The 17,463-nt window shown below is 61.8% G+C and carries 16 protein-coding genes; 8 read left to right on the plus strand and 8 right to left on the minus strand.

Annotated features, from left to right (window positions below; all coding sequences use genetic code 11):
• Positions 1 to 42: 42 nt before the first annotated feature.
• Positions 43 to 753 (plus strand): hypothetical protein, encoded by a 711-nt coding sequence (locus Q9R31_RS03530; RefSeq protein ID WP_311261340.1) that lies wholly within the window; start codon positions 43 to 45, stop codon positions 751 to 753.
• Between the two features lie 102 nt (positions 754 to 855).
• The gene (locus Q9R31_RS03535; RefSeq protein ID WP_311261341.1) at positions 856 to 1,359 is read left to right on the plus strand and encodes an anthrone oxygenase family protein; all 504 of its coding nucleotides are present in this window, start codon (positions 856 to 858) and stop codon (positions 1,357 to 1,359) included.
• A gap of 23 nt (positions 1,360 to 1,382) precedes the next feature.
• Here Q9R31_RS03535 and Q9R31_RS03540 read toward each other — a convergent pair whose 3' ends face one another.
• Positions 1,383 to 2,276 (minus strand): class II glutamine amidotransferase, encoded by an 894-nt coding sequence (locus tag Q9R31_RS03540; RefSeq protein WP_311261342.1) that lies wholly within the window; start codon positions 2,274 to 2,276, stop codon positions 1,383 to 1,385.
• Positions 2,277 to 2,652: 376 nt separating this feature from the next.
• Positions 2,653 to 3,354 carry a GntR family transcriptional regulator gene (locus tag Q9R31_RS03545; protein ID WP_311261343.1) on the minus strand — a complete coding sequence of 234 codons (702 nt, stop codon included), beginning with the start codon at positions 3,352 to 3,354 and terminating at the stop codon, positions 2,653 to 2,655.
• Positions 3,355 to 3,554: 200 nt separating this feature from the next.
• Here Q9R31_RS03545 and Q9R31_RS03550 point away from each other — a divergent pair, with 200 nt between their 5' ends.
• The 6 genes from Q9R31_RS03550 (at position 3,555) to Q9R31_RS03575 (ending at position 7,930) form a co-directional block, all read left to right on the plus strand.
• Positions 3,555 to 4,469: an ABC transporter substrate-binding protein gene (locus tag Q9R31_RS03550; protein ID WP_311261344.1), complete on the plus strand. Its 915-nt coding sequence runs from the start codon at positions 3,555 to 3,557 to the stop codon at positions 4,467 to 4,469.
• Between the two features lie 4 nt (positions 4,470 to 4,473).
• Positions 4,474 to 5,436, plus strand: a complete 963-nt coding sequence (locus Q9R31_RS03555; protein ID WP_311261345.1) for an amino acid ABC transporter permease — start codon at positions 4,474 to 4,476, stop codon at positions 5,434 to 5,436.
• The gene (locus Q9R31_RS03560) at positions 5,433 to 6,197 is read left to right on the plus strand and encodes an amino acid ABC transporter ATP-binding protein (RefSeq protein ID WP_142117436.1); all 765 of its coding nucleotides are present in this window, start codon (positions 5,433 to 5,435) and stop codon (positions 6,195 to 6,197) included. The genes Q9R31_RS03555 and Q9R31_RS03560 overlap by 4 nt, the downstream gene beginning before the upstream one ends.
• A 24-nt stretch (positions 6,198 to 6,221) precedes the next feature.
• On the plus strand, positions 6,222 to 7,397 hold the full coding sequence (locus Q9R31_RS03565; protein WP_311261346.1) for an alpha-hydroxy acid oxidase: 1,176 nt from the start codon (positions 6,222 to 6,224) through the stop codon (positions 7,395 to 7,397).
• 111 nt (positions 7,398 to 7,508) lie between these two features.
• Positions 7,509 to 7,682, plus strand: a complete 174-nt coding sequence (locus Q9R31_RS03570) for a hypothetical protein (protein WP_311261347.1) — start codon at positions 7,509 to 7,511, stop codon at positions 7,680 to 7,682.
• Positions 7,679 to 7,930 carry a hypothetical protein gene (locus Q9R31_RS03575; protein ID WP_311261348.1) on the plus strand — a complete coding sequence of 84 codons (252 nt, stop codon included), beginning with the start codon at positions 7,679 to 7,681 and terminating at the stop codon, positions 7,928 to 7,930. Before Q9R31_RS03570 ends, Q9R31_RS03575 begins: the two co-directional genes overlap by 4 nt.
• 173 nt (positions 7,931 to 8,103) lie before the next feature.
• Here Q9R31_RS03575 and Q9R31_RS03580 read toward each other — a convergent pair whose 3' ends face one another.
• The 6 genes from Q9R31_RS03580 to Q9R31_RS03605 form a co-directional block, all read right to left on the minus strand.
• Positions 8,104 to 9,504, minus strand: coding sequence for a hypothetical protein (locus tag Q9R31_RS03580; protein WP_311261349.1), 1,401 nt, complete (start codon positions 9,502 to 9,504; stop codon positions 8,104 to 8,106).
• Positions 9,505 to 9,601: 97 nt separating this feature from the next.
• Positions 9,602 to 11,836 (minus strand): acyltransferase family protein, encoded by a 2,235-nt coding sequence (locus tag Q9R31_RS03585; protein ID WP_311261350.1) that lies wholly within the window; start codon positions 11,834 to 11,836, stop codon positions 9,602 to 9,604.
• Positions 11,837 to 13,255: 1,419 nt separating this feature from the next.
• Positions 13,256 to 14,338, minus strand: coding sequence for an acyltransferase (locus tag Q9R31_RS03590; protein WP_311261351.1), 1,083 nt, complete (start codon positions 14,336 to 14,338; stop codon positions 13,256 to 13,258).
• Positions 14,339 to 14,436: 98 nt separating this feature from the next.
• Entirely contained in the window at positions 14,437 to 15,720 is a 1,284-nt protein-coding gene (locus Q9R31_RS03595; protein WP_311261352.1) for a MinD/ParA family protein, read from the minus strand.
• Between the two features lie 354 nt (positions 15,721 to 16,074).
• Positions 16,075 to 16,221 carry a hypothetical protein gene (locus tag Q9R31_RS03600; RefSeq protein ID WP_311261353.1) on the minus strand — a complete coding sequence of 49 codons (147 nt, stop codon included), beginning with the start codon at positions 16,219 to 16,221 and terminating at the stop codon, positions 16,075 to 16,077.
• A gap of 286 nt (positions 16,222 to 16,507) precedes the next feature.
• Entirely contained in the window at positions 16,508 to 17,335 is an 828-nt protein-coding gene (locus tag Q9R31_RS03605; RefSeq protein ID WP_311261354.1) for an MBL fold metallo-hydrolase, read from the minus strand.
• Positions 17,336 to 17,463 lie beyond the last annotated feature (128 nt).

Here is a 17,463-nt window from a genome sequence, read left to right on the forward strand (position 1 = left end):
CATCTGGAGGGACACACCGTGGTGAAGCCATCAATTCCGTCAATGAAAACCCGCATCGGAGTCGGCGCGGCAGCCGTCCTGGCCGCCGGTGCCATGGCCGCCGCGGGCGTCGGCGCCGCGTCCGCAGCGTCCACCCCGACGGCGGTCTCAACCGCCACGGCCTCTCCCGAGATAAAGACCGCGAAGACCGGTCACCGGCTCGGCGGACTGGAAGCGTTCCTCAAGATCAAGGAAGACAGTCCTCAGGCCGCTGGAGACCGTGCCGCGAAAGCAGCCACCGCCCTGGCCAACCACCCGCAGCTTTTTGCAAAGCTCCCCGCTGCCCTCCAGTCGGACGTGACCACCCTCAAGGATGCCCCCGCGGCCGACCGGGTGAAGGACGCCTACAAGATCAAGACCACGGCCCTGTCCGGCGGGTACGGTGCCGAGATCCAGAAGCGCGCCGAAGCGCTGGAGAAGACGGCAACGGGCCTGGCCGGCCTGCGGCAGGAGCTGCGCACCGCGTTCAGCTCGGACAACCCCGGCGCCGGGCTGCAGAAGGTGGCCGACCAGCTCATCAGCCACCCGAAGCTGTTCGCCAAACTCCCCGCCAATCTTCAGGCGGACCTGACGGCACTGAAGAACGCCGCCCCGGCTGACCTGGATGCCCAGGCGAACAAGATCAAGGACACCGCGCTGAACGGCGGCTACGGCGCCAAGGTCCAGAAGATGGCCGAGGCGCTGCAGAAAAAGGCTGCAACGCCAAGCACGTAGAAGGACCGTCCGGACGGACGCCGTCAGGACGTTTGCAACGCCGCCGCGGACGGTTCCAGGTCCGCGGGCCGGCCCATCCAGGGACCGGAGTAGATTGTGGGCATGGAACTGATTTCCTCGCATCGCCGCGATCTGCTCACTGACCGGCTTCTTGACGTTGCGGAGTTCAGCCACGCGCACTGGTTCTTCGGGAACCTGTATGAGCTTCTGGTCAAAGTGCCCCATCGTGTCGCGGCCTCGGAGGCAAGCGCGGACCTTCCCCGGTCCCCCTTTGGAGCTGGCAGCCCAGGACGCTACTACGCACCGATCGCACCGATCAATGCCCCCGCCGCTGTGGGTGCCCTCGCGGCGGGATGGCGTGATGCGCGCACCAGGACCTGGCTGATGGTCGCCGCCGCCAGTTCTGTTACAGGGGCGGCCGCTACCGCCTACGTCCTCCGGTCCCTCAACCCCAGGCTGTTCTTCAGCCCGGAACCAATGAGCGAGGACCAACGGGAGCCCTTATTGCGGCGGTGGTATAACGTCCACGCCGTACGGCTGGCGGCCAGCGCCGTTGCCCTGGCCGCTATCCACCGGGCACGGACCATCCGGCTCAGAGACCAGTGAGACCACAGCCCCGGCTTCAGTCTTCAGGACATTTGCGACGCCGCCGCGGACGGTTCCAAGTCGGCGAGCGTGAGCGGGTGGGCGGGTTGGTCCGGGAAGGGAAAGGTGCAGGCCACCGCCAGGTCCCGGCCAACATGCACCAGCTCCCCCGGCGCCAAGGGGCGCCAGCCGGGGTTCTGGTTCATCGGTTCGGTGGCGAAGAGAACCGAGCGTTCAACGGAAAGTTCCGTGCTTCGGGAGTGGATTCGGGGGCTTCGGGCGTCCAGTGGTGCTGCCGGTGCGGGCTCTGCTGCGGGGTCCCTTTCAAGGATGTACAGCGGGTGGGTTGCAGGGTAGCGGAGCGCCCAGAGGTCCGTCGCCGTCGTCACTATGAGGTTCAGGGCCAGGACGGGGAGCTCGGCGGCGATCCACCCGACCGCCCGGGAGATGCCCTCCGCCACGTCCCCGCCGGCACTGCGGCTCTCGGCCGTAATGAGGGCGAAGAGCCGTTCGCTGTCGGTCTGGCCCTGCACCAGCCCTGCCACGCCAAGGTCACGAAGGCGCTCGTCGAGCCGGGCGAGCCCATGGAAGGCGCCGTTGTGGGCGAACAGACGGCCGTCCTGCTCGAACGGGTGGGTGTTCACCAGGGTGTGCGCACCCGTGCTCGCGTACCGGACGTGGGCCAGGAAGGTGGTGCTCATCAGCTGCCGGGCCTCCCGGGCAAAGGCGTGGTCCTCCCATGCGGCGAGCGGCCGTTTGGTGACGCGCGCGCCGCCGTCGGAATCGAAGGTTCCGATCCCCGCGCCGTCGGGCTCCCGCCTGCTCTGCTCGGCCAGGCTGTCCGGGGCGTCGAGGAGCCAGAAAGTGGCGCGTACGGGCCGGGACCCGGCGTGCAGCCCGAACAACCGGCACACGGGACGCTCCTTCCCTGCAGCCATGCATGCCAGCTTCCAGTCCGGCTGACTTCCGCTGCCAGAAATACCAGCCAGAACGAAGCTATTGTTCGTGGCGGGACGTGTCGTTGCTGGCCTGGTAGCTGTCGTAGCAGTCACGGGAGCAAAACATCGCGGACGGATTTTGAGGCAGCGGCCGTCCGCAGAACCGGCATCTCGGTTTATGTCGACTTCGGAACACGGCTTTCAACATGGATGCAGGCTATGCGCCCGCTCTGGATATTGGACCAGTAAAGCGATACCTGAATCTGCCGGCCGGGGTACTTGCCCGACCATGCTCCACGGAACCTAACAGTGGGCTTTGGAGGCCTGACGCCGGGAAAAGCATCCCACGATGCCACAAGTCTGTGCCCCCCGCACTTCAGTCCTGCTTCCCGAACTTCGAGAGGCTCAGCGAACGGGATTTGATGCCCTCGATATGCCGGTTCATCGCCGCCGTGGCCGCCTCCGGGTCGCCCGCCTTGATGGCTTCAATGATCGCGTGGTGCTCCTTCACGGTATGGTCGCCGCTCATGTCGTTGTGAACCATGAGCCGGAACCGCTGGATACTTCCCTCGATGGAGGAGTAGGCCCTTAAGAGGAACTCATTGTCCGTGGCCTCCACGATCCGCCGGTGAAAGTTCTCGTCCGCCTTCCAGTAAGCCCGATACCCGGCAAACGTGTCACCGCCCCGGCGGGACGCCTCAAGGTCGCGGTGGAACCCTTCCAGGTCCGCCACCAGTTCGTCCGTTGAGTTGCTGGCGGCAATGTTGGTGCAGGCAGGTTCGAGAATCTGCCGCGAGGTCAGCAGCGCGGCGATGTCGCTGGCCGTGGGTTCCGGCGCCACCTTGTATCCGCGCAGCGCTTCCCGCCTGACCATCCCGGTGGTTTCCAGACGGGCCAGCGCCTCCCGCACGGGGGTTGAGGAAACCTTGAAGCGCTTGGCCAGTCCGTCAATGCTCAACGGCGATCCGGTGGAGATCTTGTCGTCAAGCAACAGGGACAGGATGGCCTCAAACACCTGGTCCACCAGCATGGGCCGGCCGGGGATCAGGACTTCTTCTTCAGGCGAAGCGGCGTTCATTTCGGAATCCTATGTGAATTTCGGTCAGTCGAATGGAGCGTCAGCACTACTTTCACCAGCGCCCCGTCACAAACCAAACAACGCAAAAAGGGTGTTTGCAGAAAATCGTGCATGATGTACGGTACATGATACCGGACAGCGAAGTGATCTGTAACACAGCTCTCCCATCACCCCTCCTCCCCCAATCCGAAGGCGTGTAGATGATTCAGTTTCGATCGATGTTGGTAACCGTCGCCGCAGTTTCCATGGCGAGCGCGCTTCTCTCCGGCTGCTCCAACCCGGAAATGACCAGCTCGGCCCAGTCCGACGCCCCTAAAACCACCGGTTCCGCGCAGGCCGTCAAAGTCGACGACGCCGCCGCGGCAGCCCTCCCCAAAGACGCACGGGACAAGGGGACCCTGACCGTCACCATGAGCCAGAGCTCCCCGCCGCTGCACTTCATGGCCGCGGACGGAACCACCGTTCAAGGTGTGGACCCCGAAATTGCCATGGCCCTGGGACAGACGCTGGGCCTGAAAACGGAGGTCAAGAGCGGCCCCTTCGACGGCATCATCCCCGGCATTGCCGCCGGCAAGTTCGACATGGCCGTATCCCAGATGTCGCCCTCAACCGAACGCATGAAAGTGCTCGATTTCGTCGACTACTACCAGTCAGGCAGCGGCATCGGCGTGGCCCCCGGCAACCCCCAGCACCTCTCGGTGGACTCACTCTGCGGCAAGCGGGTGGGCGTGCTGAAGGGTTCCTTCCAGGACCTCAAGCGCCTCCCCGCCCTGTCCCAGGCCTGCACGGCCGCGGGCAATCCAGCCATTGAGGCCATGACCTACCCGGACATGCAGGCCCCCAACCTCGCACTAACCGCCGGCCGGATCGATGCCGTCTACATCGACGGACCCACCCTGGGCTACGCCATCAAGCAGGGCGGCCAGATCGAGCTGCTCGGCGAAAAGGACGTCTCCCCCGTCAGCATCGGCTTCAAGAAGGGCGCCGGCCTGGAGAAGGCCATCCAACTTGGCATGGAGTCTCTCGCCAAGAGCGGAAAGTACAAGGAAATCCTCGACAAGTGGGGTGTAGGCAGCGGTGCCATCTCTGACTTCGCCTTCAACAAAGCGCAGTAGCCACATGGCCAACACAGCCACGCAGCCTGACGCCAAGGCACCAGCCGGGGACGGGCTGGACCGCCAGCTTCTCCAGGGCCGTCCCCACCAGCGCCACGGAGGGTTGTGGCTGACGGCGGCGATCGTCCTCTTCGCGATCTTCCTGGTCAGTTACTCCCTGATCACCAATCCCCGCTTCGAGTGGAACGTGGTGTTCGCATGGTTCACCTCGGAAAGGCTGTTCACCGGCCTCCTCCGCACGCTGGGACTGACAGCCATCTCCATGGCCGTGGGAATCGTCGTCGGCGTCCTGTTGGCGCTGGCCAGGCTCGCGCCGAACGTCATTGTCGCCGGAACTGCCGCGTTCCTGGTCTGGCTCTTCCGCGGGGTACCGGTGTTCGTCCAGCTCCTCTTCTGGGGGTTCATCGCCGCCATCTACCCACGGATCGCGGTGGGTGTCCCGTTTGGACCCGAGTTCTTCTCGGTGGACGCCAACGTGCTCATCACCCCGTTCATGGCCGCAATCCTTGGCTTGGGCCTGAATGAAGGCGCCTACATGTCCGAGATCGTCCGCGCCGGGCTCCTGAGCGTCAACCGCGGGCAGACGGAGGCAGCCACCGCACTGGGAATGCGGCGGTTCGCCATCCTTTCCCGGATTGTGCTGCCGCAGGCAATGAAGATCATCATCCCGCCAACGGGCAACCAGACCATCTCCATGCTGAAGACCACCTCCCTGGTGAGCGTCCTGGCCTTCCCCGAGCTGCTCTACTCTGCGCAGCTGGTCTACAGCGCCAACTTCAAGACCATTCCGCTGCTGATCGCCGCAAGCATGTGGTACCTGCTGGTCACCAGCATCCTGAGCCTGGGGCAGTACTTCATCGAAAAGCACTTCAACCGGGGCGGAATCACCTCGGGACGCAGAACCCGGCGGCCCCGCAAGCCCAAGGCCCTGAACTCCCCCACCACACCACTGGAGGCCCGGCCATGACCAACGTGATGATCGAAGCACAGGGAGTCACCAAGAGCTTCGGCGACCTCGAGGTCCTCAAAGGCATTGACCTCACCATCCCCAAGGGCAGCGTTACCTGCATCATCGGGCCGTCAGGCTCCGGCAAGTCAACGTTCCTCCGCTGCATCAACCAGCTGGAAACGCTCGACGGCGGGTACATCCTTGTGGAGGGACAGCCGGTTGGCGTGAAGATCAGGAAAGGCCGGCTGCACGCGCAGAACAACGCCGAGGCGGCGAAAATGCGCGAGAACATCGGCATGGTCTTCCAGAGCTTCAACCTTTTCCCGCACATGACGGTGCTTGAGAACATCTGCGAGGCACCGGTCAGGGTGCGGAAGGAGAACCGGAAGGCCGTGCAGGACCGGGCCCGGATCCTCCTGGAGCGGGTGGGACTCTCCGAGAAGGTCCACGCCTACCCGGCGTCCCTGTCCGGCGGCCAGCAGCAGCGCGTGGCCATCGCCAGGGCACTGGCCATGGAGCCGCGGCTGATGCTGTTCGATGAACCAACATCGGCCCTGGACCCGGAGCTTGTGGGCGAGGTGCTGGACGTGATGCGCAAGCTCGCGGACGGCGGAATGACCATGATCGTGGTCACCCACGAGATCGGCTTCGCCCGGGAAGTCGGCGACCACCTGATCTTCATGGACGGCGGCGGCATCGTGGAGCAGGGCGACCCCCGGACGGTCCTGAGCGACCCGCAGCATGAGCGCACCAAACAATTCCTGGCGAAAGTAATTTAGACCCTTCACATTGGAGCAGGACTCTTGAAAAACAAATGGATTGTCAGCGTTGAGGACTACCGCAAAGCCTCCCGCAAGCAGCTTCCGAAAATGATTTCGGACTATTTGGAGGGCGGCGCGCTGGACGAGACCACCATGCGCGCCAACGAAGACCGTTTCGACGCCCTGATGCTTCGCCAGCGGTCCATGGTGGACCTGCGGGGCCTGAACACGTCCACCACCGTGCTGGGCCATTCCCTGGCGATGCCGCTGATGGTGGCCCCAATGGGAATGCTCACCATCTTCCACCCGGGTTCGGATCCTGCCGTCGCCCGGGCCGCGGTCAGGGCAGGCTCGATCTTCATCCACAGCGCGTGGGCCGGCTGCTCGCTGGAGGAAGTGGCCAAGGTGGCGCCGAACAATCTGTGGGCGCAAATCGCCTTCTGGAAGGATCCGGCGGAAACCGCCAGCTACATCAACCGGGCACGGGCTGTGGGGGTTGAGACTCTGGTGGTGGCTGGCGATGTGGGGTCTTCCAGCAAGCGGGAACGGGACCTGCACCATGGCCTGTCCATGCCGCCGCGCCCGCCGGTTGCAGACTACTTTAATGCCGCCACGCGCCCTGCGTGGCTGTGGCGGTGGCTTACCGGCCGGAAGATGACGTACGGGAATTACCAGATCAACGGCCGCCCCCTGCGCATGGACGAGATGAACAACTGGATGGCGTCCAACAAGAACCCGGGTGCCAGCTGGGACGACTTCGCCAGGCTCCGCTCAGAGTGGAAGGGGAACCTGGTGATCAAGGGCATCATGGACGCCGAGGACGCGGCCCGGGCAGTGGATGAGGGGGCGGACGGCATTTTCGTCTCCAACCACGGCGGCCGGCAGTTCGACTCACAGCCGGCCACCATCGACGTGCTGCCGTCCATTGCTGAGGCAGTTGGCGGACGGGCGGAAATCTATCTCGACGGCGGTGTGCGGCGTGGCCACGACATCGTAAAGGCAGTCGCTTTGGGTGCCAAGGCGACGCTGGCCGGACGCCCGTTCGCCTACGCCCTCGCGACGGGCGGTGAGCCGGCCGTGGACCGGGTGTTCTCAATCCTTCAGGAAGAGCTCAAGGGAGCCATGGGATTCGTGGGCAAGTCCTCCGTTGCTGACTTGGACCCCAGCATCTTCGCGACGCAAGCCCAACCCGCCCCTGCCGAGAGCCTGCTTGTTTAGAATGACGCCAACCAGTGGCCGCCTCTCCCCAGAGGCGGTTACTTCGTTTGCCGGAGACGGACCGCCCTGCGTCGGAATCGTTTGTTGCTTACTTTTTCCTATAGGAACATCGTGGCCGCTGTCGGCCTGGGTGCGGACGCTATCCGTTACCGTCCCGGAACCGATCTCGTCGAACGGGCCGCCCTGCTGGAGGGCCAGCTGACGGCCACTGTCCAGGGTGAACCGGAGGAAAAGCTCGAGGATCTGCTGACGGTGCCGCAGGAACGGAGCGGACGGCTGGTGTGAAAACGCCTGGCCAACAGGAGTCAGCGTCCTACGCGCAGCAGTATGGCGGACCCTACTCTGCTACCACCGCCGCTTCCACCACCTCAGTAGGCACCGCTGCCAGCGGAAGGTTCATGCGCCCGGTCGCCTACGACTCCTTCACCCCGGAGCAGCTTCCGCCTGCCCTCCTAGACTACAACCCCTGGAACATCACGCGGCGGGTGGACGGAATCCACCAGCCGGCCGGACAGAAAGCTGAAACGCGATGACAACTGTTACTGCAGACCAGGTCCTGCCCGCGGATGCGGACCAGGCCCTCTTGGTGGGGCGCGTCTGAGACCGGGAGTCGGGCGGGCCGCGCGGACTCCATCAGCGGACAGGACGTCTTCGCCCAGAAAAGGCCCCGCTGCCTTCTGCTGCCCCATAAATTCACTGGCTTACGTCAGCCCGTTGCCGAGGCGACTCGGGTTGTGATGGCCGGCTTGGCCTGCTCCTCAAAATGGCTGGCGCCGACGTTCAGCGCCTTTTTGGCTGAGAAAGCCAGCCCGATGAACATGCCGAAGAGTGTCATCCCGGAGGGCCAGGAAAGCACGTCGAACGAGAAGAAAAAGACGGCAACGGACAGTAAACCCATTCGCGCTGCGACATCGATCCTGATGATTGCGAGTACGATGAGCGTGGCGAGGATCGCAAGGCCTACCAAGCCACCCTCGACCAACGTCATGACCGCCTGGTTATCCACAGCGTAGAAGTTGCCGACTTGTAGCATTCCCTCGCGGAACAATTGCGGTGCCGAGTAGTAGCCGTTACCAAAGGCAACGTTGACTAGGTCCTGATTTGTCAGGAGGCCTGGCACTGCATCTAGAGCGCCATTGCGGTGGCTCAGCGAGTCAGAGGCTACGAAGCGCTCGTAGACCTCCGATTGAAAGAAGCCAGCGGCAGCGGCGATAAGCACGGTGAGAACGAGCAGCAGTGAGCCAGCTCCGGCAATGATCAGCCGACGTTTCGTACCGATGGCCAGGAAGAGCAACACTACGGCGACGAGCATGGCGGAACGGCTGCCGGCAGCAAAGCAGCCAGCAGCCAACAACCCAAAGACCGCGACCCGGAGTATTGGCCTCTTTGGGCCGGCGCCGCGGATGACGAGTGCCAGTCCAGCCAGAAGCAGCAGGGCCAGTGGAAGCGGATGGCCCAACGTACCTTGAGACCGGATAAGGGCCGTATCGATCTGATTGACCATTATATTAGGGGCACCCGAAGACCCGACGCTCCAATAGCCCCAGAGTGGCGGCCGCTTCGCCACGAGTTCGAAAAGTGCGTAAGCAGCCTCGCAGCTTGCCAGAAACACAACAAAGTTGAGCGCGCTTTTCCGCTCTTCCGGGTTCATTAGAACAAACAAGATGCTTATTGAAAGGCCTGCAACGGCGGCACCAATCAGAAGGTTCCATGAGCTTGGCGAATCGGATCGCGGAGTGGCCAACGCGAGGACGCACAGGTATACAAGAAACAGCCAAAGACCGGCGGGCCTGTCGCGGAACGACCGCCAGCGCCTAAGTGCGCCGGCAACCGCCAGGGCTGCAACTGCGCACAGCACCCCAATTTTCAAGCTTCCGAATCCGCCAATGTTTTGCACGGGGACCAGCATCAACAAAGTGAGAGCTGCGCACCCGCAGTAAAGCGCTACCCTGTCCACGCGCACAGTTATGATAATCGCGGCGGCGACCGCCGCCCCCATGATTGAAAGGCCAGCCGCAGGGTACGTGATGATCCCTAGCAGGCTGAGCACGGCCAGAGAACCAAAGCCGATGTAGGCACTTCCACGAGCCGGCGCGTCCCGGTTCATCGCATACCCCCAGTTCCCGTGGGCCCGATTGTAGGGGCGGAAAGACGTGACGTGTGATGGAGGGGACCCGAAACGCTAGAGGGCAGACATATGGTTGTCATAGCAGTTTCAATGAATTCAGTTGCTCCAATAGGGCTGGCGCGATCTTATGCGCATACTCAGCTGTCATATGCACTTTGTCCGACTTGGTCGGGGTTGTGCCAACAAAGCTCGGACAAGCATCTCTCGCGTCACAGAACAGGCGACTCGTGTCCAACCACGTACCCCCGATTTTCTTCGCTATGTCCTGCTCTGCGTTTGCGATGGCATACCACTGGGGAGTGACCTGTCCGACGCAGGCTACTGGTTTGCTTGTCCGGCTGTAGCAGGCCTTGACATCCTTGTCTGATGGTGGCGGAGCCACGAACACGATCTTCTTAGTTGATGCCTTGAACAAGTCGACGAACTTGCTGGTACTTGCATTCCACTGAGCCGGAGTCAGGGGCACCTTCGTGGTGAGGTCAAGCCTCGGCTCATACGTATTCGTGATGAAGACGATGTCCGGATGAAGCTTGTTGATAGCTGCTACTGCTTCATCTTTCCTGCCAGGACAGCCTAGTACGATATTTGCGTCTGCATTGCTTATTCGAGTATCAGTAAACGAACATCCAAAGGCAGCGTATGTGGACAACTTCCAGTCGGGTTTGTCTGCCAACACGTCCCTGAGGGCGGTCACATACGTCAGCGCGACCGAGTCTCCGATAATTACAGCCGTCTTCGGAGCTGAAGGATCGCCCCATGTGCATCCATCTCTGATCGGGCCGACGTTGCCGCATCGACTCACGTCATCCGGCACCTGCGACCCGCCGATGACGCTGTCCATGGACGGGGTCAGATCGGGCCAATCCGGTGAGGCGAGAGCAGTTGCGATTTGAGTCTTTATCTGAGCACTGGCGGGTCCATACGCAGCCGGGACCGCGGCCGCGGTGGACGGTCTTGCCGTAGAAGCAGAGATTATTGGCGCGGATGTGGGTGCTGTGCTGAGAATCGCAAAAGCGGTGACAGCAACCGTAACCATCGATAGAAGGCTCAGGGCCGTTAGTTTAAAGCCAGTGGAAAACGACGGTCGCTCTTTGCTGCCCCTGGTATTACCGGCCAACCAGTCCGACTTCCGAATTGGATCTTCAAGCAGATGGTAGCTGTAGATGGAGATAACAAAGATTGCCGCCAAGACGACAGTGAAATATCCTGCGGACGTTTCACTAACAATCGCGGCGCCAAAAACGATCACTGGAAAGTGCCACAGGTACAGGGAGTAGGAGATGTCCCCTAGGTAGACCGCAACCCGGTTGGTCAAGGGCGTCATATAGCGGTGCGATGACGAACCTGTCCCGGCGGCGATAAACACGGCCGCCGACAGCACTGACAGGGCAGCCCCAGGCCCGGGAAAGCCAGCGTGGGCATCTGTCACAAATAATGCAGCGACCATACCTGCCATACCAGCCCCACCCAGCGCAGGCCTTGCCCCCTGGGGAATACGCGTCAAAACCGTCGCTATGCATGCGAGGATACCCCCGACACCCAATTCCCAAGCGCGGGAGAAGGTGGAGAAATAGGCCACGGTAGGATTAGTCGCCGTTTCCCAGACAGACCACGCGAACGACGCTGCAACGATAAAGGACATGGCGACACCCGCTACAACACGTTCTTGCCCGCGTCCCCGGAGCGCCCTGGCCGCTAAGGCAAAGAGAAGCACCATCAGCCAAGGCCACACAAAATAGAACTGTTCCTCTACCGAGAGGGACCAGTAATGCTGCAGGGGGGGCACCGGACCTGATGCCTGGAAGTAGTCCGTGCCGATCACGGCTTGCCGCCAGTTGGCGCTAAAGAAGAAGGCCCACACGGCATCCCACACCGTGGATGATGCTCGCGCCTGGTTGAAGACAAAGAACCCTGCGGCGGACGTGACAAGCAGGACCAGTACCGCAGCAGGCAGAATACGCTTCACACGACGCTTGTAGAAGCCCGCGAAAGAGATACGGCCTGTCCGATCGTGCTCTCGGAGTAGAGATGCCGTAATCACGAAACCTGAGATCACAAAGAAGATGTCCACGCCAACGAAGCCGCCTCTCGGCCACCCAAAAGTGTGGTCAAGGATCACAGCAAGGACAGCGAAGGCCCGAAGGCCCTGGACATCCGGACGTAGCCCGCGCCCTCTGCGAAGGTCCTTTTTACCTTTGCGCTTCCGGGAAAAGAGCGCAGGAATGCGGTCGAGCAGCAGCGACAAAGGTTCCCCCAAGGAAAGTGTGGTGTGAGACTGACCTAATTGTAGTGGGTAGGTACATATGGCCATGTACCGCGCTTCCCGTGGCTGAACTACGTGACGGGCTTCGTCGTGACCATGCTGCTGATCCGCTTCGCCGCTGTGCTGTAAGGAGCAGCGGGAGCCACCTCGCTGGTTCGAAAGGAATACAAGGCAGCCTGCCGCATACCAAAAGCACGACGGCGGACGAGACCAAACCGGCGAACGCTAGTTGATGATGTAGTAGTCTTCAGGCTCCGCCTGACACTCAACCGCCTTCTTGACGAACGGCAGGTAAGTAACAACAGCCTTGACTCCAATCGCGGGAAGCAACACTGCCGTGGCGGTCACCGACAGCGCGGTGAAGGCAACAATCTCCAGCGTTTCGCGCCTTGACAGGGGCGCCCGCGACGCCCACCATGAATGAGGTCCATCCTGGTCACGACAATATGGATTCCACTGGCGAGTTACCTCGGTACCAGATACCTGTCTTTAATTTGGGGCATTACTGAGAACCCGAAACCTGCTGGTTTCTCGATGCTCTCGGATAGCCTGGGGTTTCTCCGATGCGCTGGTGGTCCGCGCCGAAAGCGCAAAGAACCAGGTTGCGCAACACGACTCTCGTGGTCGTCGAAGTCAATTCGCTGGTGGCCATCTGGGCGCTGGTGAACTGGTGCAGGGGCGCTGAACCTGGCCTCGGTGATCGACGACGCCCAGCGGCGCCCGACTACTGGGCCTGCTGTGGCTGTGGGGCATCGTCGTCGCCGTCGTCCGGTTCGCGACGGGGCTGATGGGTAACAAGCAAGTACAGGCGACGCCGACAGGGAAACCTGAAGCAGCCGAGGTTCAGCGGGATGGTTGTTCACAAGCCGGCCGGGCGAGTACTCGTACGTATTGGCGGCAGGAAGGGCATACTGTGCATCCGCCCGGCGATACCGCGGGGTGGGGCAGCAGATGTACTGGTGGAATTCGTTCTATTAGTAAGTGCAGTTCCGGTTCGAGGGAGATCCGCACACCGGCCACATCACGTTCAAAAGCTGCGGGTGGCCCGTCGTTCAGCAGGAGGGCCGCGTCTATAAGGCACGCCCACGTCCGCTCGGTCGCCCGAGCGGGTACTCCCCAGAACCTGACGGGCTCGGCATGTTCACCGGCATCAACGTCGTCCTGTCGTGGCCTTTATCGGTCAGTCGCCCGAGCATCTGGATGATTTGCATTGTGCCGAATGCACCTTCGTTTTGCCCTCACACGAGCAGCCTGAATTGGCGTGAGCGCCAGCATCATGATCTGCATATGGTTGGAGCCACGAGCAGTACGGGCCATTAGTCGACTGTGATGGCAGTTTCCCTGACGGGTTCTCCTTGCTGATCGCCTCCAGAGGAGTCAGGCCTTCCATTCCAGGTTATGCGTCCGACTGGTCCCCTAACAAGACGCTTCATCCCGAACATTCTGTTGACCAGCCGACCACCTAAGTCAAACTGCTTGTGGCCCTACGCTGCTGCTCTCCCTCGCTGCCCGTGAAGAACTGTCTTTCTTGAGCCCGAGCGCTGGCCTCTCGATAAACCGCCACGATATCTGGGCCGCAGCTAAGGATAAACAAAGCACTGCCAAAACCTGCCACCAGTGTCCAACCCAACCAGCCCAGACGAAGAGCTCGACAACCAGAACGTGCCATATATAGGTGCCATAGCTCAGGTCACCAAACCACGACGTAAAGCGTTGCAGACCCTTTGGACCTCGGTATCCGAAAAACAACATGCAATACCCCAACGGCGCTGCAAGCCACAGCGGCTGGACAACTCTGAACCAATCATGGCCAGTCCCGAAAATCTTCAACGTGAAGTATGCGGCTAAAGCCAATACGAAGGCGCGGGCGCTCAGCACTATGCGCTCCCTATACACCGCCGCAAAAACGCCGACAAGAAAGTATCCCGCCCTCTCCAGGAACGTATAGTGCACGGCGACGGTGATGGGACCGGTCAGGAAGAACATCAGTACCGGACCCGCGATCGCTGCCGCCGATAAAGCGACTACCACCCAGCGAAAACCCCAGCGCCGGGCCATCAAGACTAAGACAGGAACAACGGCGTAAAAGCTGACTTCTGCCGGGATTGTGTACAAGTGACCATTCATGTTTCCTGTACCCACTTGCGCCCATATAGCAGGATCATACCCGGGGACGATAAATGCGGCACTTCCCAGCCATATGAGCATGTCTTTAGTCAGCAGCGACTGCAACGGTATCGCCCCCACTGCCACTAGAACGAGCGGCATCAACAGAGCGTATGTGTATAGCCCGGGCAGGATTCGTAACGCCCGGTTTTGAAAGTACACGCGAAAACTGCCGGTGCGCCTTTCGATAGATACCGCAGACTGCCAGACTAGGAATCCGCTCATTACAAAAAACATACCGATTCCGTCAAACAACTGGGACGCGTTCCAAAGGAGCTCACTTCGCAGTTCGAATTGCGCATGCGCAAGGACGACAACGAGGGCTGCAAATAATCTCAGGAAGTCAAAGGTGTTATCGCGTCCGACTCCGGTGATAGAGCGCACAGTAGTTTCCCCCAAAAGTAAAGTCCAGCGGTTTCTCCCCGCGAGAATTCTACAGGTGCAGGAAACCGAAATACTCCGTTACCCCCAACGGTGCTGTGCTACCGGTACCCATCCACGATCGCGGCGGCGATCTCCTTGTAGGCTCGCCGCGTTTCAGGCTTCAGTACATCCAGAGTTACGAGGTCCCCGTCAGCCACACCCCGGTCGTGCGGCACCGCGATGAGCTCGCGGCAGATCCCGGACAGGTGCTCCTCGATCGCGTCCTTATCCACCCGGGAGGACACCTCGTCCTTGTCGGTAATCACCACGATTGCGTTGCGGGCCAGGTCCTCGTAGCCGTGGCTGGCCAGCCAGTGCAGGGTGCTGCGGGCCCGCTTGGCGCCGGATACCGCGTAGCCGGCGGCGATTACGAGGTTGTCGGCCGACTGCAGGATCCCGCTCATCGCGTTGTGGGTCACGCCGGTGCCGCAGTCGGTCAGGGCTACCGAGTAGTAGCTGGAGATGAGCTTGCGGATCCGCAGGTACTCCTCGGCCGTGAGTGAGTCGGAGACCTCCGGGTCCTGCTCCCCCGCGATCAGGTGCAGCCGGCCGGCGTGGTGCATGTACCGGGCCAGGGCGGTCAGGGAGTCGATGGATTCGATGTTGTCCAGCAGGTCCGTGATGGTGCGCGGGCTGGCCTGCTGGTAGATGCCCTCGCCCAAGGCACGCTCGACCAGATCTCCCGAGTCCGGGTTGGCGTCGATGGCACAGGGCGCATCTCCCCGGTATTCGGCCAGAGTCAGGCCCACACCAACGGTGGTGGAAGTCTTGCCGATGCCGCCCTTTAGGCTCAGGATCGCGGTGTTGTAGCTGCCCTGGAGTTGGCGCGAGATCCGGCGGCCCAACTCGTCCTCCTGGCGCTGCTTTGGGCCAGGGCCAAGGTTCCAGGCGCCGCCGGTCAGGTTGTACAGCGCGCCGCGGATGCCACCCCTGGGACGGGGCTTCTGCTCCTTGACGAACAATCCCGGCGAGCTGATGAAGTCCGGCATGGGGCTTTCCGCGATCGCGTCCGCCACGGTGGGCCGGCTGCGGCGGAAAGACTGCGTTGGGGAGGGAACATCCGACGGCGGCACGGCAGCTTCAGGAGTCGCCTCAGCTTCCGCAGCGGCCGGCTCAAGAGACGGCTCGGCGGAGGGCACAGAAGCGATGGGCGGCACGACAGGATCAGCGGCAGGCTGCCTGGCGGGTGGCGCCGGCTGGGAAGGAGCGGCACTTGCAGGCGACGGTGCGCGGGACGGCTTGGTGGCATCGGCTGCGGCAGCCGCTTCCGCCCAGGATGTGCGGCGAGTGAGCGGCTGACTGGCGTCGCTTGAGCTGGAAGGGGAAGGGGTTACTGCTGGCATGGTTCCTGTCCAGGCATCCTGAACTGAGCCGTCGGCACGACGAAGGTCGCGGCGTCGGCGCAGCTGCGGCTGCCCTGCATCCTCTGCTTGGGCGCCTGCATTCTGATCTGCCGGATCTGGCATGTCTGTCCCCCGGACCTTTCGGCAAACGGTTCTGCGGCACTGGTCAATCAGTAAGTCTAGGGGGTCCGGCAGGAGCTCCTATCCAATATCCGGCCGTCATCGGCGCAGCTCAGTGGTGGATGAGCGCAGCCGAAACGACCGCAGCCGTAAGTACCAAGAGAACGGCAAGAGTGGCGTAGCCCACCCACTTGGGACGGCCTTTGTGGGGGTTGATATCGACATACGGCATGATCAGTGCTGGTTCCCTCGGGGTGCGGGCCGGACGGGGATCCGGAGTGCACGGCGCTTGAGCCGCAGCATCTGGTACAGGACAGCGAAGGGAACCAGCAGGGTGGCCAGCAGAGCGCTCAGCGCCAGCGCGTAGTCCGAAAAAGCCACAACAGCCTCCATTGATCAAAGCGATCCCCATCGCCTTGACATAAGCACGTGACAAATGGATTGACAAGTCACATCGAAAAGGGGGACCTAAGCCTCTAGACCACTCCTTTCCAACCGCCGGCAATGCGACCAATGTGGTGAGAACCGCGAGGATAGCCAGCAAAACAAAGGAAAGTAGCCTTATCTTCCGCTCTTAGCGTTCCTAGCCTCGCAGCCACCGCCAGAGGTTCCCCTCATGGAAAGGCATAGGGGCCCAAGCTCAAGATTTCCTCAAGAAGTCTTTTTGTTACGAGGCTTCCTGGGGGTGGCGTCGGGTCTCCTGCAGCCGTTTGATGAACCAACGGGATTGCTCCGGCCCATAGGGCAGGACGGGAATTGCCTTGGTGGCGTCGTTGGGAGTATCGCGGATGGACTGGCGGGCCTGCCGGACGGCGGTAGTCATGGTGTTGGCCATGGTTTTGACGAACTGGTCGCTGCACGGCTTGCCGTGTCCCGGAATCAGGAACTCATAGCGGTGACGCAGGGCGGAGATGTGCCGGAGCACGTCCGCCCATTCCTCGGGGTAGGAGTCCTCGAAGGATGGGTGGGCGCCCTGTTCCACGAGGTCGCCCACATAGAGTGTGGTCGGCGTGCCCACCAGGAGGTCACCATCAGTGTGGCCACGGCCGAGGTAGAACAAGGTCGCTGTCAGTCCCCCGAGATCCACGAGGACGGGCTGGTCTTTCACGATGACGTTGGGGACCACGAGTTCCACGTTGTCACCTTCGCCTGCGGACATCTCCGGCTCCAGCGTCCCGACATGCCGGCGCTGCAGGTCGCCGCGCTGGTCGATCTCCGTGGCGCAGTTCTCGTGGGCCCAGAATTCGGTGACACCGGCTTCGGCAAACACTGCATTGCCGAAGAAGTGGTCGTAGTGGGCGTGTGTGTTAACGACGACGAGCGGCAGGCTTGTTTTCTCGCGCACGGCCTTCAGTATTTCGCGTCCCTGCCGTGGACCGCAGCCGGTGTCGATCACCATGGCGCGCTCAGAACCAACAATCAGGCCCGTATTCAGCAAGGATCCTTCCGTGACCACCACATAGTTGTCCGTGCCGACTTCGAGCCATTCCGACATTGTTTCTCCGTACCTCCGCAACCAGCCAACTGTCTGCTTTAATCCTACCCATGGAGCATAAAGGTCCCAGTTAGTCGTTAGCGGCCCGTCTTCCAGATGCTTAGTACGCGAATTCAGGCCTACGTTTG

It is taken from the genome of Pseudarthrobacter sp. BRE9, from assembly GCF_031844305.1.
GTDB lineage: Bacteria > Actinomycetota > Actinomycetes > Actinomycetales > Micrococcaceae > Arthrobacter.

Bases quoted from the DNA above. Each gene is read 5' to 3' on its own strand.
- Q9R31_RS03540 (WP_311261342.1), bottom strand. From the start codon at position 2,276: ATGGCTGCAGGGAAGGAGCGTCCCGTGTGCCGGTTGTTCGGGCTGCAC.
- Q9R31_RS03555 (WP_311261345.1), top strand. From the start codon at position 4,474: ATGGCCAACACAGCCACGCAGCCTGACGCCAAGGCACCAGCCGGGGAC.
- Q9R31_RS03585 (WP_311261350.1), bottom strand. From the start codon at position 11,836: ATGGCCATATGTACCTACCCACTACAATTAGGTCAGTCTCACACCACA.
- Q9R31_RS03580 (WP_311261349.1), bottom strand. From the start codon at position 9,504: ATGAACCGGGACGCGCCGGCTCGTGGAAGTGCCTACATCGGCTTTGGT.
- Q9R31_RS03605 (WP_311261354.1), bottom strand. From the start codon at position 17,335: ATGTCGGAATGGCTCGAAGTCGGCACGGACAACTATGTGGTGGTCACG.
- Q9R31_RS03535 (WP_311261341.1), top strand. From the start codon at position 856: ATGGAACTGATTTCCTCGCATCGCCGCGATCTGCTCACTGACCGGCTT.
- Q9R31_RS03550 (WP_311261344.1), top strand. From the start codon at position 3,555: ATGATTCAGTTTCGATCGATGTTGGTAACCGTCGCCGCAGTTTCCATG.
- Q9R31_RS03560 (WP_142117436.1), top strand. From the start codon at position 5,433: ATGACCAACGTGATGATCGAAGCACAGGGAGTCACCAAGAGCTTCGGC.
- Q9R31_RS03530 (WP_311261340.1), top strand. From the start codon at position 43: ATGAAAACCCGCATCGGAGTCGGCGCGGCAGCCGTCCTGGCCGCCGGT.
- Q9R31_RS03595 (WP_311261352.1), bottom strand. From the start codon at position 15,720: ATGCCAGCAGTAACCCCTTCCCCTTCCAGCTCAAGCGACGCCAGTCAG.
- Q9R31_RS03545 (WP_311261343.1), bottom strand. From the start codon at position 3,354: ATGAACGCCGCTTCGCCTGAAGAAGAAGTCCTGATCCCCGGCCGGCCC.